The following is a 13621-nucleotide window of genomic DNA, read 5'->3' on the forward strand; positions in this document are numbered from 1 at the left end:
GAAGGCGACGAGGACGAGGACGCTGTGAAGCTGGATTCGATGTACCAGGAACTGATCCTGGACCACTACAAGCACCCGCACGGGCGTGGCCTGCGCGAGGGCGACGCCGAGGTGCACCACGTCAACCCGACGTGCGGTGACGAGATCACGCTGCGCGTGAAGTACGACGGCGAGACGCTCACCGACGTCTCCTACGAGGGCCAGGGCTGCTCCATCAGCCAGGCCAGCGCGTCCGTGCTGAACGAGCTGCTGGTCGGCAAGAACCTGGCCGAGGCGCAGAAGATCCAGGCCGTCTTCCTGGAGATGATGCAGTCCAAGGGCAAGATCGAACCCGACGAGGCCATGGAGGAGGTGCTGGAGGACGCGGTCGCGTTCGTCGGCGTCTCCAAGTATCCGGCGCGCGTGAAGTGTGCTCTGCTGAGTTGGATGGCGTGGAAGGACGCGACGGCCCAGGCGCTGGGCGACGCGGAGAGGAAGACGGCATGACCGAGAACGCGACGCCCGAGGCGTCGACCAAGCCCGCCACCGAGGAAGAGGTCCGCGAGGCCCTCTACGACGTGGTCGACCCCGAGCTGGGCATCGACGTCGTCAACCTGGGCCTGATCTACGGCATCCACATCGACGACGCGAACATCGCCACCCTCGACATGACGCTGACCTCGGCGGCCTGTCCGCTGACGGACGTCATCGAGGACCAGGCGAAGTCGGCGACGGACGGCATCGTCAACGAACTGCGCATCAACTGGGTCTGGATGCCGCCGTGGGGCCCCGACAAGATCACGGATGACGGCCGTGAGCAGCTGCGCGCGCTCGGCTTCAACGTCTGACCGCCCGTGTGTGAGGGCCCCCGGCACGCTCGTGCCGGGGGCCCTCCCCGTTTTCCGGCGTTCTCGGGGCGCAAGCCCGGCGGGACTCTCCGTGACCGCTCGCTTCGCTGCCGGCGTCGCCGGCGCCGCCTTGCTGCTCGCCGGGCTGCCCGCTCCCGCCGGGGCGGTGGCGTACGGGACGCCGACCCTGGCGCTCTCCGCCTCCCACCTGTCCGGGGCCGTCGGCGCGGTCGGGGACCCGGTGGTGAACGTGACGGTCGGGCAGAGCGGGGCCGACGTCTCCGCGCTGACGGTCGCGGCCTCCGCGTCGAGCAAGCCCTCGGTCGCCGGGACGGGCGACGTGACCGTCACGGGCGCCGGGGCGGTACGGCAGCTCGCGGTCACGGCGCGGGCCCGCGGCTACACCAGCCTCACCGTCGAGGTGACGGGCCTCGGCGGCAAGACGGCCTCCACGACCCTGTCCTACGCGGCGTCGGCCCCCGTGCAGAACCCGGCCGACGCGCGGTACTTCACCGGCTCCGCGGACGCCTCGGCCGTCGTGGACGTGGGCGGCGGCCACGTGGTCGTCGCCGACGACGAGTCCAACGTGCTGCGCCTGTACGACCGCTCCCGCTCGGGCGCCCCGGTGCGCACCTGGGACTTCGGCTCCCGGCTCGGGGTCGCCAAGGAGGTGGATATCGAGGGGGCGACCAGGATCGGCGACACCGTCTACTGGACGGGATCGCTCGGCAACAACAAGGACGGCGCGTACAAGGCGCCCCGGAACACGGTGTTCACCACCACGGTCAGCGGAACGGGCGCAGGCACGCAGCTGGCGTACGGGCGCTCGTACAAGAAGCTCCGCGAGGACCTGGTGGCCTGGGACGCCGCCCACGGCGACCGGTACGGGTTCGCGGCCGGTACGGCGGCGGGCGAGGCCCCGAAGCAGGTCGACGGGTTCAACGTGGAGGGGCTCGAATTCGCCCCCGGCTCGACGACCACGGCCTACCTCGGCTTCCGGGCACCGCTGACGCCGGCGGTGCCCGGCGGCAAGGCGCTGATCGTGCCCGTCGTCAACTTCGACCAGGTGCTGGCGGTCGGGGCCGAGGCGGTCTTCGGTACGGGCATCGAACTGGACCTCGGCGGGCTGTCCCTCCGCGACCTCCGCAGGAACGCGGCCGGGCAGTACCTGATCCTGGCCGGATCCTGGGCCGCGGACGACAATTCCGACCCGTACGCGCTCTACCAGTGGGACGGCGTGCCGGGCCACGCGCCGGTCAAGCGGGCCGACCTGCCCACGGCGGACCCGGGCGGCTGGGAGGCCGTCGTGGAGGTGCCGGACCTGTCGGTGCCGGGCGCCCGGGTGCAGCTGGTGACGGACAGCGGGTCGGCGGACCTGTACGGGGACGGCGTGGAGGCCAAGGACCTCGCGCACCCGGAGTGGAAGAAGGCGCGGGCGGCCTGGTTCACCCTCGGCTGAGCCGGGACCGTGCCGCGAGCTCCTCGGCGAGGCGCTCGCGGCGCAGCCGCCGGTCACGTAGAGCAGGCCCGCCGCCAGCCGCGGCAAGGGCAGGAGCAGGGCCGGGGCCAGCAGCGCGTCCGGCAGGCCCAGCCCCCGGTACAGGGCGTACGCGGCCACCGGCGCGAGCCCCGCGGCCGCGGCGCTGATCGCGAGCATCCGCCACCAGGCCCCGCGGACGTAGCGCCGGGAGCCGCAGGAGTCCCGGGTGCTGTATGTGTACGGCCGTACACTACGTTGTGTACCCTTGTACGCATGCCATACGTACTGCTCGCCGCGGCCATCGCCGCCGAGGTCGCCGGGACCACCGCCATGAAGTACAGCGACGGCTTCACCCGGCTGTGGCCCTCGCTGGGCACGCTGCTCGGCTACGCCATCGCCTTCACCCTGCTCGCGCAGACGCTGAAGACGATGTCCGTGGGCACGGCGTACGCGATATGGGCCGGGGTGGGGACCGCCGCGATCGCCGCCATAGGGATGGTGTTCCTGGGGGAGGCGGCCACCGCCGCGAAGATCGCCGGGATCGCGCTCGTGATCGGCGGCGTGGTGCTGCTCAATCTGGGCGGCGCGCACTGATGGCCCCCGGTGTGCGCAGGTACGACCCGCAGCGGCGGCAGCGGATCATCGACGCGGCGATCCGGGTGGTCGGCGCCAAGGGGATCGCCGGGCTGAGTCACCGCAGCGCGGCCGCGGAGGCCGACGTACCGCTCGGGTCGACCACGTACCACTTCAAGACCCTGGACGACCTGCTGGTCGCGGCCCTGCACCAGGCCAACGAGGGCTTCGCCCGGGCGGTGGCGGACTCGCCGGCGCTGGCCGATCCGCAGACGGACCTCGCAGCCGCGCTGGCCCGTCTGCTGGGGGAGTTCCTGGCGGGGGACCGGACCGGGGTGGAGCTGGAGTACGAGCTCTACCTCGCGGCCCTGCGGCGCCCGGCGCTGCGGCCGGTCGCGGCGCAGTGGTACGAGGCCGTGGCCACGGCACTGACCCCGCGCACGGACCCGGCGACGGCCCGGGCGCTGGTCGCGGTCATGGACGGCATGAGCCTCCAGGTCCTGCTGACGGACGCGCAGTACGACGAACCGTACGCCCGCGAGATCCTGGACCGGGTGCTGCGGCCGTCCCGGCCGGCCTAGGCCGTCTCTTTCGGATCTTGCCTGACCCGCGCCGCCCGGCACCGCACCTCGCTGTGTTGTCGGGGCTCCCGAGTACGTCCAGTACGCGGGAGCCCCTCCGCCTTGCGATGCACGGCACCGGACGACGCGGGCTTAACCGGCAAGATCCGAAAGAGACGACCTAGCCCGAGCGGACGGCGGTCAGCGCGGCCCGGACGCTCGCCTCGATGTCCTGGATCGGGTAGAACACCTCGCGCACCGTGCGGTCCCGGTCGATGACCAGGGTCAGCCGCTTGAGCCGGGTCACGCCCGCCGCGCGGAACGTCGGCAGCCGCAGCGCCGCCGTCAGGCCCAGCTCCGCGTCCGACAGGAGCGGGAAGCACAGCCGCTCCTGCTCCGCGAACTCCCGCTGCTCGTCCGGGCGCTGGGTCGACACCCCGTGCACGGTCGCGCCCGCCGCGGTGAACTCCGCGAGCTGGTCGCGGTAGGTGCACGACTCGAACGTACAGCCCTTGGCGCCCGGGATCCCGGCCCAGCCGGGCGGGTAGGACTCGGCGCGCGCGTACGCGCCCGGGAAGCAGTACAGGACCGTGAACGCGGTGTCCGCCACCGGGTCGCACGGGGCGCCGGAGCGGTCGGGCAGCAGCAGTTCCGGCAGCCGGGTGCCCCGCAGCGCGTGGACCCGCTCCGCTTCGCGTGAGGCCTCTGCGGTCGTCGCGGTCATCTCTCCCTCTCCCAGGACCCAGGTGTCTCCCCAGTCCTGGAGGGCCACCAGGACCGGCAGCAGCCCCCGCCCGCGCGGGGTCAGCCGGTACTCGTGCCGCACCGGGCGCTCCTGGTACGGCTCGCGCGTCAGCACCCCGGCCTCGACCAGCAGCTTCAGCCGCTCGGCGAGCACCTTGCGGGACATCCCGAGCTCGCGCTGGAGCTCGTCGAAGCGGTGCAGGCCGCGCGCGGCGTCGCGGACGATCAGCAGCGTCCACCAGTCGCCCACCACGTCGAGGGCCTGGGCGATGGAGCAGTCCGCGTCGCCGAGGTGCGTGCGCTGGGCCATGGGAACTCCTTTGTCCGTTGACCCAAGGCTGTCATGCTGACATAGTCCGTTCCCAAAAGGAACTTAGTAGGGATGCGGGGGACACGGGTGTGCTGCAGGGGATCAAGGACGTACCGAAGGTCGTGTGGCTGCTGGCTGCGGGGATCTTCGTCAACACCGTCGCCGGCTTCACCGTCGTCTTCGTCTTCCTCTACCTGACCGGCCCGCGCGGCCTCGGCGCCACCCAGGCGGGCCTGATCGTCGGCATCGGAGGCATCGGCCTGGTCGCCGGCAACTTCACCGGCGGCTGGTACGGCGACCGCTTCGGCCACCGCCGGGTGCTGCTCACCGCCTCGGCCCTCGGCGGAGCCGCCCTCGTCGCCCTGCCGGCGGCCCCCACCGGCCTGCTGGCCCTCCTGCTGCCGCTCGCCCAGTACGCCTCCGGGGTGATCCGCGCCGCCAACTCCGCGCTGGTCGCCGTCACCGTGCCGGAAGGCTCCCGCCGCCAGGCCTTCGCCGTCATCCGCTGCCTGTCCAACGGCGGCTTCGCCGTGGGCGGACCGCTCGGGGCGCTCATCGCGACCGGACTCTCGTACGACTGGCTCTTCGTCGCGGACGGCCTCGCCACCCTCTTCTTCGCCCTCTGGACCGCCCGGGTCGTCCCGGCCAGGGCCGCCACCGCCCCCTCCGCGGCCCCGGACGGGGGTCTGGGCCGCGGAGGGCTGTGGCGGGAGCTGCGCGCGCGGCCCGCCGTACTGGTCCTGCTCGGTGCGATCGTCGTCATCGACGTCGTCTACCGCCAGCACCTGACGACCTTCCCCGTCTACCTCGCCGACCACGGACTGGACACCCGCGCGTACGGATGGCTGATCGCGGTCAACTGCGGGGTCATCCTGCTCCTGGAGATCCCCGCCGCCCTCGCCCTGCGGCGGCGCTCCCCGCTGCACGTCATCGGCAGCGGGCTGGTGCTGGTGGGCGGCGGCTACGCGGTGCTCGTGCTCGGGGTCGGGACCGCAACGGCCGTCCTGATGATGCTGCTGCTCACCCTCGGCGAGATCCTCTACAAGACCACCGCCATGGCGTACGTCGCGGACGAGTCGCCCGAGCACGCCGTCGGCCGGTTCCAGAGCCTGTACGCGGGCGTCTCCATCAGCGGCTTCGTCCTCGCCGCGCCCCTGGGCGGAGCCCTGTACGACACCGCGCCGGAGCTGCTGTGGCCGCTGTGCGCGGTGCTCGGCGCGGGCGCCGGGGGGATCGTGCTGGTCACGGGTGCGCGGGGGGTGCGGCGACCCGCGCGCCCGGCACATGAGACCGGTTCGCAACCGAAGGCCGTCGCCGGTTAGGTTTCGGATATGACTGCTACGCGTACCACCGGCGCCGTCGCCGCCGGACTTGCCACCCTCACCGCCGACGGCACCGTCCTCGACACCTGGTTCCCCGCCCCCCAGCTGGTCGCCGAGCCCGGCCCGGCCGGCACCGAGCGCCTCACCGCCGACCAGGCCGTGGAGCTGCTGGGCGCCGCCGCCGCGAAGGCGATCCGCCAGGACGCGGTCCGCGGCGTCGAGGTCGTAGCCGTTCGCACCGTCATCGCCTCCCTCGACGACAAGCCGCTGGACGCGCACGACGCGTACCTGCGCCTGCACCTGCTCAGCCACCGCCTGGTCAAGCCGCACGGCCAGAACCTCGACGGCGTGTTCGGCCTGCTGACCAACGTGGCCTGGACCTCGCTGGGCCCGGTCGCCGTGGACCAGCTCGAGACCGTCCGCCTCAACGCGCGCGCCGAGGGCCTGCACCTCCAGGTCACCTCGATCGACAAGTTCCCCCGGATGACGGACTACGTCGCCCCCAAGGGCGTGCGCATCGCCGACGCGGACCGCGTCCGCCTCGGCGCGCACCTCGCCGAGGGCACCACCGTCATGCACGAGGGCTTCGTCAACTTCAACGCCGGCACCCTGGGCACCTCCATGGTCGAGGGCCGCATCTCCGCCGGCGTCGTGGTCGGGGACGGCTCGGACATCGGTGGCGGCGCGTCCACGATGGGCACCCTCTCGGGCGGCGGCAAGCAGATCATCTCGATCGGCGAGCGGACCCTGATCGGCGCCGAGGCGGGCATCGGCATCGCGCTCGGCGACGAGTGCGTCGTCGAGGCCGGCCTCTACGTGACCGCGGGCACCCGCGTCACCCTCCCGGACGGCCAGATCGTCAAGGCCCTGGAGCTCTCCGGCGCCGACAACATCCTCTTCCGCCGCAACTCGGTCACCGGCGCCGTCGAGGCCCGCCCCTACAAGGCGGCCTGGGGCGGCCTGAACGAGATCCTGCACAGCCACAACTGACCCCCACCGGGCCGGTCCGCGTACCCGTACGCGAAGGCGCCCTCCCACCCCCGGCCGGGGTGGGAGGGCGCCTTCGTCGCGTCGGGGTCAGCGCGGCGGCAGCCTGCGGATCAGGCCCGCGAAGGCCTGCTTCTCCGCCTCGGTCAGTTCCACGGACTCCATCGGGTGCGAGACCCGGCTGCGCTGGGCCGGGATCACCGGCAGACCCTCGAAGGCGCTGGGCTCCGGGTGGTGGAAGCGGCTGTCCCACAGCATGTGGCCGAGCCCGGCCACCCAGACGAGGGCGGCCACGAACAGGACGGCGAGGCCGATTTCCTGGGCGAGGGAGATGGAGGGGAACACGCGGTCCTCCGGGGAGTGCGGGGGTACAAGGCGGTACAAGATCGGGCGTGTGGACACTCAACACCACGGGCGCTCGATTCGGTAGGGATGTGTCGAGCGTCACGTCAGGGTCGAAAGTTCCCCACTTGTTCTACAACGGCCCCCAGGGGGCGGCCCCTACGGCGCGAGGTGCAGTTTGAAGCCCTCGTGGCTCCGCGCGAAGCCCAGACGCTCGTAGAAGCGGTGCGCCGCGGCCCGCCGCTTGTTGCTCGTCAGCTGCACCAGGCCGCAGCCCCGCTCCCGGGCCCGCGCCACGGCCAGCTCCATCAGCTCCGCGCCCAGTCCTCCACCCCGCCGGTCCGCGCGGATCCGTACCGCCTCCACGAGCGCCCGCTCGCGTCCGCCTCGGCCGAGGCCCGGTACGTACGTCAACTGCAAGCAGCCCAGGACGCCCCCGTCCGTGTCATCGACGAGGACCATCATCTCGTTGCGCGCGTCCGCCTCGATGGCGGCGAAGGCATGTTCCTGCGCCTCGTCGACGACGACCGCATCGGGCTGCACGACCCGCTCCTCGTCGGCCAGCAGGGCGAGCACGGCGGGCAGATCGGCGCGCGTGGCGGTACGGAAGACCATGGTCGGGAGTGTGGCAGAGGGCCCGGAAGGGACGGCATCCGGGCCCTCTGCGGTCCGGGGGCTACGGCTTGAAGCGCAGCACCTGCGGGTCGTGGTCGCTGTTCTGCTCCGAGAACTCCGCGTTGATGTGCACGCTGTCGTACGTGAACTTCTTGATCGCCGGGCTGGTCAGGATCTGGTCCAGCACCTGGGCGTTCCCCTGGAAGACGTACGAGTACCGCTCCGACTTCGGCAGCGACTTGACCGCCGGGTACAGCGCCCCGCCGTCGGCCAGCGCGGCCGTCGTCGCCGAGAACTCGAAGTCGTTGATGTCGCCGAGGACCAGGACGTTCGCGTTCTTCTCGGCCGCCAGGATCTCCTTGACGAAGCCGTTCACGGCCTGCGCCTGGAGCAGTCGCTTCTCCTCCGACTTGCGCACGGGCGGCTGGTGGTGCGAGGTCAGGCCCTCGTCGCCGCCCTTGGAACCGAAGTGGTTGGCGATCACGAAGACCGTCTTGCCGCGGAAGGTGAACTCGCCGGCGAGCGGCTTGCGGCTGTCGGCCCACGCCGGGTTCGCCGGGTCGACGCGGCCGGGGGAGTGGGTCAGGGCGGCCTTGCCGTTCTCCGTCACCACGCCGGTCGCCGTCACCGCGTCGCCGGGGGCGCGCTCGGTGAAGGACACGCGCGCGGGGTTGAACAGGAACACCTGGCGGATGTTGCCGCCGGGCTCGCCGCCGTCCTTCTTGTCCTCCGGGTTGACGGTCCGCCACTGGTAGGCCGGGCCGCCCGCCGCCGCGATCGCCGCGGTGAACTTCGCCAGGGTCTGCTCGGCGGACACGGTGCCGTCGTTCTTGGCGCCGTTGTCGTCCTGGATCTCCTCCAGGGCGAGGATGTCGGGGGAGGCCAGGTTCTCGACGACCGCCTTGGCGAGGGCGTCGAACTTCTCCTGGGGGTCGGTGGGGTCGAGGTTCTCGACGTTGTACGTGGCCACCGCGAGCTCGTGCTCGGCCTGCGCCTTGGTCTTCTCGGGGGCGAGGGTGCCCGCCGTGACGGTGCCGAGGGTGCGCGCCACCAGGGTGTAGCCGCCGAACTGGTTGAAGTCCAGCGGGCCCTCGGTGGTGCCCGTCAGCTTGTCGCCGACGTTGGCCACCGGGAAGGGCTGCTGCGCGAGGGGCGCGAGCTGCTGGATCTGGAGGCGGCCGGTGTTCTGGGAGGCGTAGGAGCCGTAGAGCGTGCCGCCGCGCTTGGTGGCGTTCTCCCAGCCCTTCACGGTGACCCACAGCTCCGCGTGCGGGTCGGTGGCGCCGACCACGCGCGAGGTGCCGATCTTGACGTTCATGCCCTCGAGGGACTCGTAGAAGTCCAGGGCGTAGCGCGAGGGCTCCAGGGCCAGGCCGTTGATGCTGCCGGCGGCGGCCGGGTCGCCGGCGGGGGCGTACTCGGCGGGCACCGAGTACTCGTTGATCGCGGCGGCCTCGGGCAGCGCGTTGCCCGAGGAGACGACCGTCACGACCGGCTTGGATATCTGGGTCACCGACTGGTTGCCGGAGCTGACGCCGCCGGGGACGTACTCGCCGACCAGGCCGGAGACCTTGACCGCGTCGCCCACGGCGACGGTCGGCACCGAGCTGGTGAAGACGAACACGCCTTCGCTGGTGGCCTCGTTGTCGTCGGCGTCCGGGTCCTGGATCCAGAAGCCGCGCGAACCGTACGTCCGCACGCCCGTCACGATGCCCTCGATGGCGGCGACCTGCTTGCCGGCGAGGGGGGATATCCGGGTGGTGCCCTGGATGTCGTGGATGCGGACCGGGCCGTCGGCCGTGCCGGTTTCGGCCGCGCCGGCGGAGCCCGCCAGCAGGCCGGTGGCCAGTGCGGTGGCGACGAGGGCCGCGACGGCGGAGGAACGGGGATGCGAGGAGCGCATGGTCAGGAACTCCGGTGTGGGATGAGGGAGACGGCGGGGGTGGGGCGGGATTGCGGCAGGAGACGTGCGGGAGGCCGTGCGGCTCCCGAAACATCTACGCGCGTCAATTTCCTGGGTGACCAGCAAAGTTGTCAAGGGCTCCAGGAAAGACGGCAGCTGACTGTGGGATGAACCAAAGGCGATGGCCCGCCGGAGCCGCCCGAAATGCGTCTACGCTGGAGCGCCGGACGGGCCCGACGGGCCGGCCGGCCGACGAACCGACCGCTGCGGCACGGCAGGAGGATCCTGGTCCGTCGTGCCTGTCCGTCCGCCCGCTTCGTCCTCGACCGGCCGCTCCGCCCGCTCCGCCTTGCATGCCCCAAGTGCCCGACCTGCCCTGCCCACTCCGCCATCCACGAGGAGAACCGCCCCATGTCCGCAGAGCCGCACCCCACGCTGCCGCCGGTACGGCTGCACTCCGATGCGGAACTGGCCCGCGACGCCCTCGTCGCCCCGCTGTTCGCCCGCGCGGTACGGCTGGCGCGCTGGGCCGGGCCCGGCACCCGCGTCGACATCGGCGGCGAGCTCGCCGCGGACCAGCTCCCCGACGCCGCCGCGGTCCTCGGCCTCGACGCCGCGGACGCGGACTCGGTCGTGTACGCGAGCCAGGCCTGGCGGGTGGCCGTGGACACCGGCCTGGTGGACGTGACCGAGCCGGACGAGGACGGCGGGTCGGGCGGCGCCGCGGAGGCCGGGGCGGGCGGGCCGGAAGCTGGGGCGGGCGGCGCCGAAGCCGGGGCGGGCGGGACGCAGTTCGGCACCGCCGCGCCCGGCGAGGACCTCGCGCTGGTGAAGAGCGGGGCGCCCGGCGACGTACTCGACCTGTGGCTGGCGGCCCTGGACAGCGTGCTGGCCGACGCGGCCGTGCCCGATCTGGACGACCTCGTCGACGCGCTGGACGCGGGCGGGGACATCGACTTCGACCGGCTGGAATGGAACCCGCGGCGCGAGGAGGACTTCCTCGACGGGGTCCTCGCCAACCTCTACCTGCTCACGGTCACCGAGGGCGGGGCGGCGGACCGGCCGGTTCCGCTGCCGGTGCTCGCTGCGTCCATGGTGGTGCCCGAGGACATGGGCGAGCCGACCGATGCCGTGCTGGAGCAGGTTTCGGACGCGATGATGCGCCTCGACGACCAGTTCCGACAGCTGGAGCCCATCGGGCTGGTCGAGTTCCGGCCCGTCGACGAGGAGCTGCTGGCGGAGGCGGACGACGAGCAGATCGCCGCCGACCGCGCCGGTGCCGGCGCCGACGACGAGGACGTTTCCCGCTACGGGATGGTCCGCCTGACCCCGCTCGGCCTGTACGGGATCCGCGCCCGCATGCTGGAGGCCGGGGTCGTGGCCCCCGCCGTGGGCGAACTGGCCGGCAAGGGCGCGGACGCACTGCTGGACGCGGTCTCCCACTATGCGGAGAGCGCCGCCCAGGCCGAGATCGAGGCATGGATGGCGGGCAGGGAGGTGCCCGCGGCCGTCGCCGAACTGCTGGCCGCGGCGCGCGGCGACGACGAGGGGGCCCCGCTGCGCCGACTGCGCTGCCAGCAGGCCCTTGCACCGGCCGGACCGGAGGCCGAGCCCGCCGTGCGCGCGGTGCTGGACGACGGGGAGCTGGGCGGGCTCGCCCGGGTCTGGCTGGCCGAGCGCGGCGCGGCCGACGTACCGGCGCCGGACGCGACGATGGTGTTCTGGCTGACGGTCGACACGATCGCGGCGCAGCTCGCCGCCGACGGGGAGACCGAGGAGCTGCCGCAGTTGATGGAGACCCTGACCGCCCATCACGCAGGGTTCTTCGAGCAGGTGTGGCGGGTGGAGCACCCGGCGACCGTGGACGTCCTGGAGGCGATGGGGCGGCTGCACCCGGACAAGAAGGCGGCGAAGGAGGCCCGCAAGGCCGCGTTCAAGGCGCGCTCGCGGCGGTCCTGAGCGCCGGCGCGCCGCGGCACGGGCGCGGCCGCGGGCGCGATGGCGGTGGCGGGAGCGCGATGGCGGTGGCGGGCGCGGTGGGGTGGAGGTGGCGGTGGCGGCAGGTGGGCCGGGCATCGACATTGCGCCGTTCCTAGGGCCGGAGTTGGCCATTCCGGCCCCCGGCAAGGGGTCGGCTCTTCTTACCGGGTAGTTCAGCCGCCGTTCACGTGCGGGCGGGAGCGTGTGCGCCGACGACTGCACGACAGGCGCACCACTCCCCACCCCTGGAGACCCGATGCCGCTCAGCCGCAGAGACTTCACCGCCCGTACCGTCATCGCCGGCGCGGGGGTCGCGCTCACCGGGACGGTCGGCGCGCTCGCCACCGCCCCGGGCGCCCTGGCAGCGGACGACAGCACCGCCCGCGACGAGCACGGGCGGCCCTGCGAGCCCGGCTACGGTCCGCTCGTCCCCGACCCGGCCGGCATCCTGGCCCTCCCCGCGGGCTTCACCTACCGGGTGATCACGCACAGTGGGGTCACCACCCTGGAATCGGGCGAGAGCACCCCGTCGAACCACGACGGCACGGCCGCCTTCGAAGGCCACCGCGGGGTCACCCTCCTGGTGAACAACCACGAGCTCAAGGGCACCCGGGACAAGTGGGCCCGCCCCGTCCCGCTCGCCGAGGGCCTCGTCTACGACCCGGCCGCGGCCGGCGGCTGCACCGTCGTCGAGGTCCGGCGCGGCGGGGAGGTCGCCGAATGGGTGGGGATCGCCGGTACGTCGACCAACTGCGCGGGCGGCGCCACCCCCTGGGACACCTGGCTGACCTGCGAGGAGAACTCCGACCTTGCGGGCAAGAACGGCATGACCAAGGACCACGGCTACGTCTTCGAGGTCGACCCGCACGACCGGCGCGCCAACCGCGACCCGCGGCCCGTCAAGGCCTTCGGGCGCTACGACCACGAGGCCGTGGTCATCGACCCGCGCCAGGGCCACGCCTACCTGACCGAGGACGCCTCCGGCCCCAACGGGCTGTTCTACCGCTGGACCCCGCCCGGCGGCTTCCGCCACGGGCGCGGAAAGCTCCGTACGCTCGCGGACGATGCGGGGGTGCTCCAGGCCGCCAAGTGCATCGACAGCTCGGGCCGGTTCGTCGACGACCTCTCGCGCGCCACGAAGATCGGAACCGTCTACGGGGTCGACTGGGTGGACGTCGCGGACCGCGACGCGCGGACCGTGCCGGTGCGCAAGCAGTTCGCCGACGGCGTCGTGACGCGGGGGCGCAAGCTCGAGGGCATGTGGTGGGCCGACGGTGGCGCGTACTTCGTGTCCTCCTACGCCCGTGAGGAGAGCCCGGGCGCGGCGCACGACGGACAGGTGTGGTTCTACAACCCCAAGCGGCGCACGATCCGGCTGACCGTGCTGATCGGGGTCAACACGGACCCGTCGACGGGCGGTGGCCACGACGGCCCGGACAACATCACCGTGTCGCCGTACGGGGGACTGGTCATCGCCGAGGACGGTTCGGGCCTCCAGCACCTGTTCGGCGCGACCGCCTCGGGCCGCACCTACCCGCTGGCGCGCAACGAGCTGAACATCGGGTCGGCCGAGGAGCCGGAGTACTCCGAGTTCACGGGTGTCTGCTTCTCCCCGGACGGGCGCACGCTGTTCGCGAACCTCCAGGACCCGGGCATCATGCTCGCCATCACCGGGCCGTGGCGGCGCGCACACTGACGCCGGCCCCGGGCGGGGCGTGAGCGCCCGGCCCGGCGGCTACGGGGCCGCGGAAACCTCCGCGCGGGAGGCCGCGGCCCACTCGGCGAGCAGGAACTCATACGCATCCGAGGGCCACTCGCCGTCCACCCGGGTCTCGACAAGGAGCCGTATCGCCTCGTTCGCCTCTGCGGCGGACGGGCGGGCGGGCCCTGCGGGGATGACTGACTCGTGCATGAGTTCAAGGCTACGGGCGGGCACTGACAGCCACCCCCGGATTACGCGTGGCATCCATCACCCGGG

The 13621-nt window shown here is 72.7% G+C and carries 14 protein-coding genes; 9 read left to right on the plus strand and 5 right to left on the minus strand.

All coding sequences use genetic code 11. From position 1 onward, the window contains the following. Positions 1-24 precede the first annotated feature (24 nt). The 5 genes from sufU (at position 25) to AB0D44_RS03530 (ending at position 3461) form a co-directional block, all read left to right on the plus strand. Positions 25-486 (plus strand): Fe-S cluster assembly sulfur transfer protein SufU, encoded by a 462-nt coding sequence (sufU, locus tag AB0D44_RS03510; RefSeq protein WP_362583686.1) that lies wholly within the window; start codon positions 25-27, stop codon positions 484-486. Next, positions 483-827 (plus strand): metal-sulfur cluster assembly factor, encoded by a 345-nt coding sequence (locus AB0D44_RS03515; protein ID WP_030027092.1) that lies wholly within the window; start codon positions 483-485, stop codon positions 825-827. Before sufU ends, AB0D44_RS03515 begins: the two co-directional genes overlap by 4 nt. A 130-nt stretch (positions 828-957) precedes the next feature. Further along, positions 958-2286 carry a hypothetical protein gene (locus tag AB0D44_RS03520; RefSeq protein ID WP_362583943.1) on the plus strand — a complete coding sequence of 443 codons (1329 nt, stop codon included), beginning with the start codon at positions 958-960 and terminating at the stop codon, positions 2284-2286. 294 nt (positions 2287-2580) lie between these two features. Continuing rightward, positions 2581-2901, plus strand: coding sequence for a multidrug efflux SMR transporter (locus AB0D44_RS03525; protein WP_362583688.1), 321 nt, complete (start codon positions 2581-2583; stop codon positions 2899-2901). A gap of 11 nt (positions 2902-2912) precedes the next feature. Next, complete coding sequence (locus AB0D44_RS03530) at positions 2913-3461, plus strand: TetR family transcriptional regulator (protein ID WP_362583691.1); 549 nt, start codon at positions 2913-2915, stop codon at positions 3459-3461. Positions 3462-3621: 160 nt separating this feature from the next. Here the strand turns inward: AB0D44_RS03530 and AB0D44_RS03535 are convergent, their stop codons facing one another. Then, positions 3622-4494, minus strand: a complete 873-nt coding sequence (locus AB0D44_RS03535) for a winged helix-turn-helix transcriptional regulator (RefSeq protein ID WP_362583694.1) — start codon at positions 4492-4494, stop codon at positions 3622-3624. A gap of 41 nt (positions 4495-4535) precedes the next feature. Between AB0D44_RS03535 and AB0D44_RS03540 the strand changes: the two genes are divergently transcribed. Next, on the plus strand, positions 4536-5816 hold the full coding sequence (locus AB0D44_RS03540) for an MFS transporter (RefSeq protein ID WP_362583945.1): 1281 nt from the start codon (positions 4536-4538) through the stop codon (positions 5814-5816). A gap of 9 nt (positions 5817-5825) precedes the next feature. Then, complete coding sequence (gene dapD / locus AB0D44_RS03545; RefSeq protein ID WP_362583697.1) at positions 5826-6806, plus strand: 2,3,4,5-tetrahydropyridine-2,6-dicarboxylate N-succinyltransferase; 981 nt, start codon at positions 5826-5828, stop codon at positions 6804-6806. A gap of 87 nt (positions 6807-6893) precedes the next feature. Here dapD and AB0D44_RS03550 read toward each other — a convergent pair whose 3' ends face one another. The 3 genes from AB0D44_RS03550 to AB0D44_RS03560 form a co-directional block, all read right to left on the minus strand. Continuing rightward, positions 6894-7148: a hypothetical protein gene (locus AB0D44_RS03550; RefSeq protein WP_362583700.1), complete on the minus strand. Its 255-nt coding sequence runs from the start codon at positions 7146-7148 to the stop codon at positions 6894-6896. 156 nt (positions 7149-7304) lie between these two features. Then, positions 7305-7760 (minus strand): GNAT family N-acetyltransferase, encoded by a 456-nt coding sequence (locus AB0D44_RS03555; protein ID WP_362583703.1) that lies wholly within the window; start codon positions 7758-7760, stop codon positions 7305-7307. Positions 7761-7821: 61 nt separating this feature from the next. Then, positions 7822-9663: an endonuclease/exonuclease/phosphatase family protein gene (locus AB0D44_RS03560; protein ID WP_362583706.1), complete on the minus strand. Its 1842-nt coding sequence runs from the start codon at positions 9661-9663 to the stop codon at positions 7822-7824. 411 nt (positions 9664-10074) lie between these two features. Here AB0D44_RS03560 and AB0D44_RS03565 point away from each other — a divergent pair, with 411 nt between their 5' ends. Together AB0D44_RS03565 and AB0D44_RS03570 are read left to right on the plus strand one after the other, a co-directional pair. Further along, entirely contained in the window at positions 10075-11622 is a 1548-nt protein-coding gene (locus AB0D44_RS03565; RefSeq protein ID WP_362583708.1) for a hypothetical protein, read from the plus strand. A gap of 277 nt (positions 11623-11899) precedes the next feature. After that, positions 11900-13339: an alkaline phosphatase PhoX gene (locus AB0D44_RS03570; protein ID WP_362583711.1), complete on the plus strand. Its 1440-nt coding sequence runs from the start codon at positions 11900-11902 to the stop codon at positions 13337-13339. 39 nt (positions 13340-13378) lie between these two features. Here AB0D44_RS03570 and AB0D44_RS03575 read toward each other — a convergent pair whose 3' ends face one another. After that, positions 13379-13555, minus strand: a complete 177-nt coding sequence (locus AB0D44_RS03575) for a hypothetical protein (RefSeq protein WP_362583714.1) — start codon at positions 13553-13555, stop codon at positions 13379-13381. Between the last annotated feature and the right edge of the window lie 66 nt (positions 13556-13621).

Source organism: Streptomyces sp. NPDC048349 (assembly GCF_040651925.1).
Classification (GTDB): domain Bacteria; phylum Actinomycetota; class Actinomycetes; order Streptomycetales; family Streptomycetaceae; genus Streptomyces.

Coding starts and splice junctions, on each gene's coding strand:
- AB0D44_RS03515 (WP_030027092.1), top strand. CDS start 483: ATGACCGAGAACGCGACGCCCGAGGCGTCGACCAAGCCCGCCACCGAG.
- AB0D44_RS03525 (WP_362583688.1), top strand. CDS start 2,581: ATGCCATACGTACTGCTCGCCGCGGCCATCGCCGCCGAGGTCGCCGGG.
- AB0D44_RS03535 (WP_362583694.1), bottom strand. CDS start 4,494: ATGGCCCAGCGCACGCACCTCGGCGACGCGGACTGCTCCATCGCCCAG.
- dapD (WP_362583697.1), top strand. CDS start 5,826: ATGACTGCTACGCGTACCACCGGCGCCGTCGCCGCCGGACTTGCCACC.
- AB0D44_RS03555 (WP_362583703.1), bottom strand. CDS start 7,760: ATGGTCTTCCGTACCGCCACGCGCGCCGATCTGCCCGCCGTGCTCGCC.
- AB0D44_RS03560 (WP_362583706.1), bottom strand. CDS start 9,663: ATGCGCTCCTCGCATCCCCGTTCCTCCGCCGTCGCGGCCCTCGTCGCC.
- AB0D44_RS03565 (WP_362583708.1), top strand. CDS start 10,075: ATGTCCGCAGAGCCGCACCCCACGCTGCCGCCGGTACGGCTGCACTCC.
- AB0D44_RS03570 (WP_362583711.1), top strand. CDS start 11,900: ATGCCGCTCAGCCGCAGAGACTTCACCGCCCGTACCGTCATCGCCGGC.
- AB0D44_RS03575 (WP_362583714.1), bottom strand. CDS start 13,555: ATGCACGAGTCAGTCATCCCCGCAGGGCCCGCCCGCCCGTCCGCCGCA.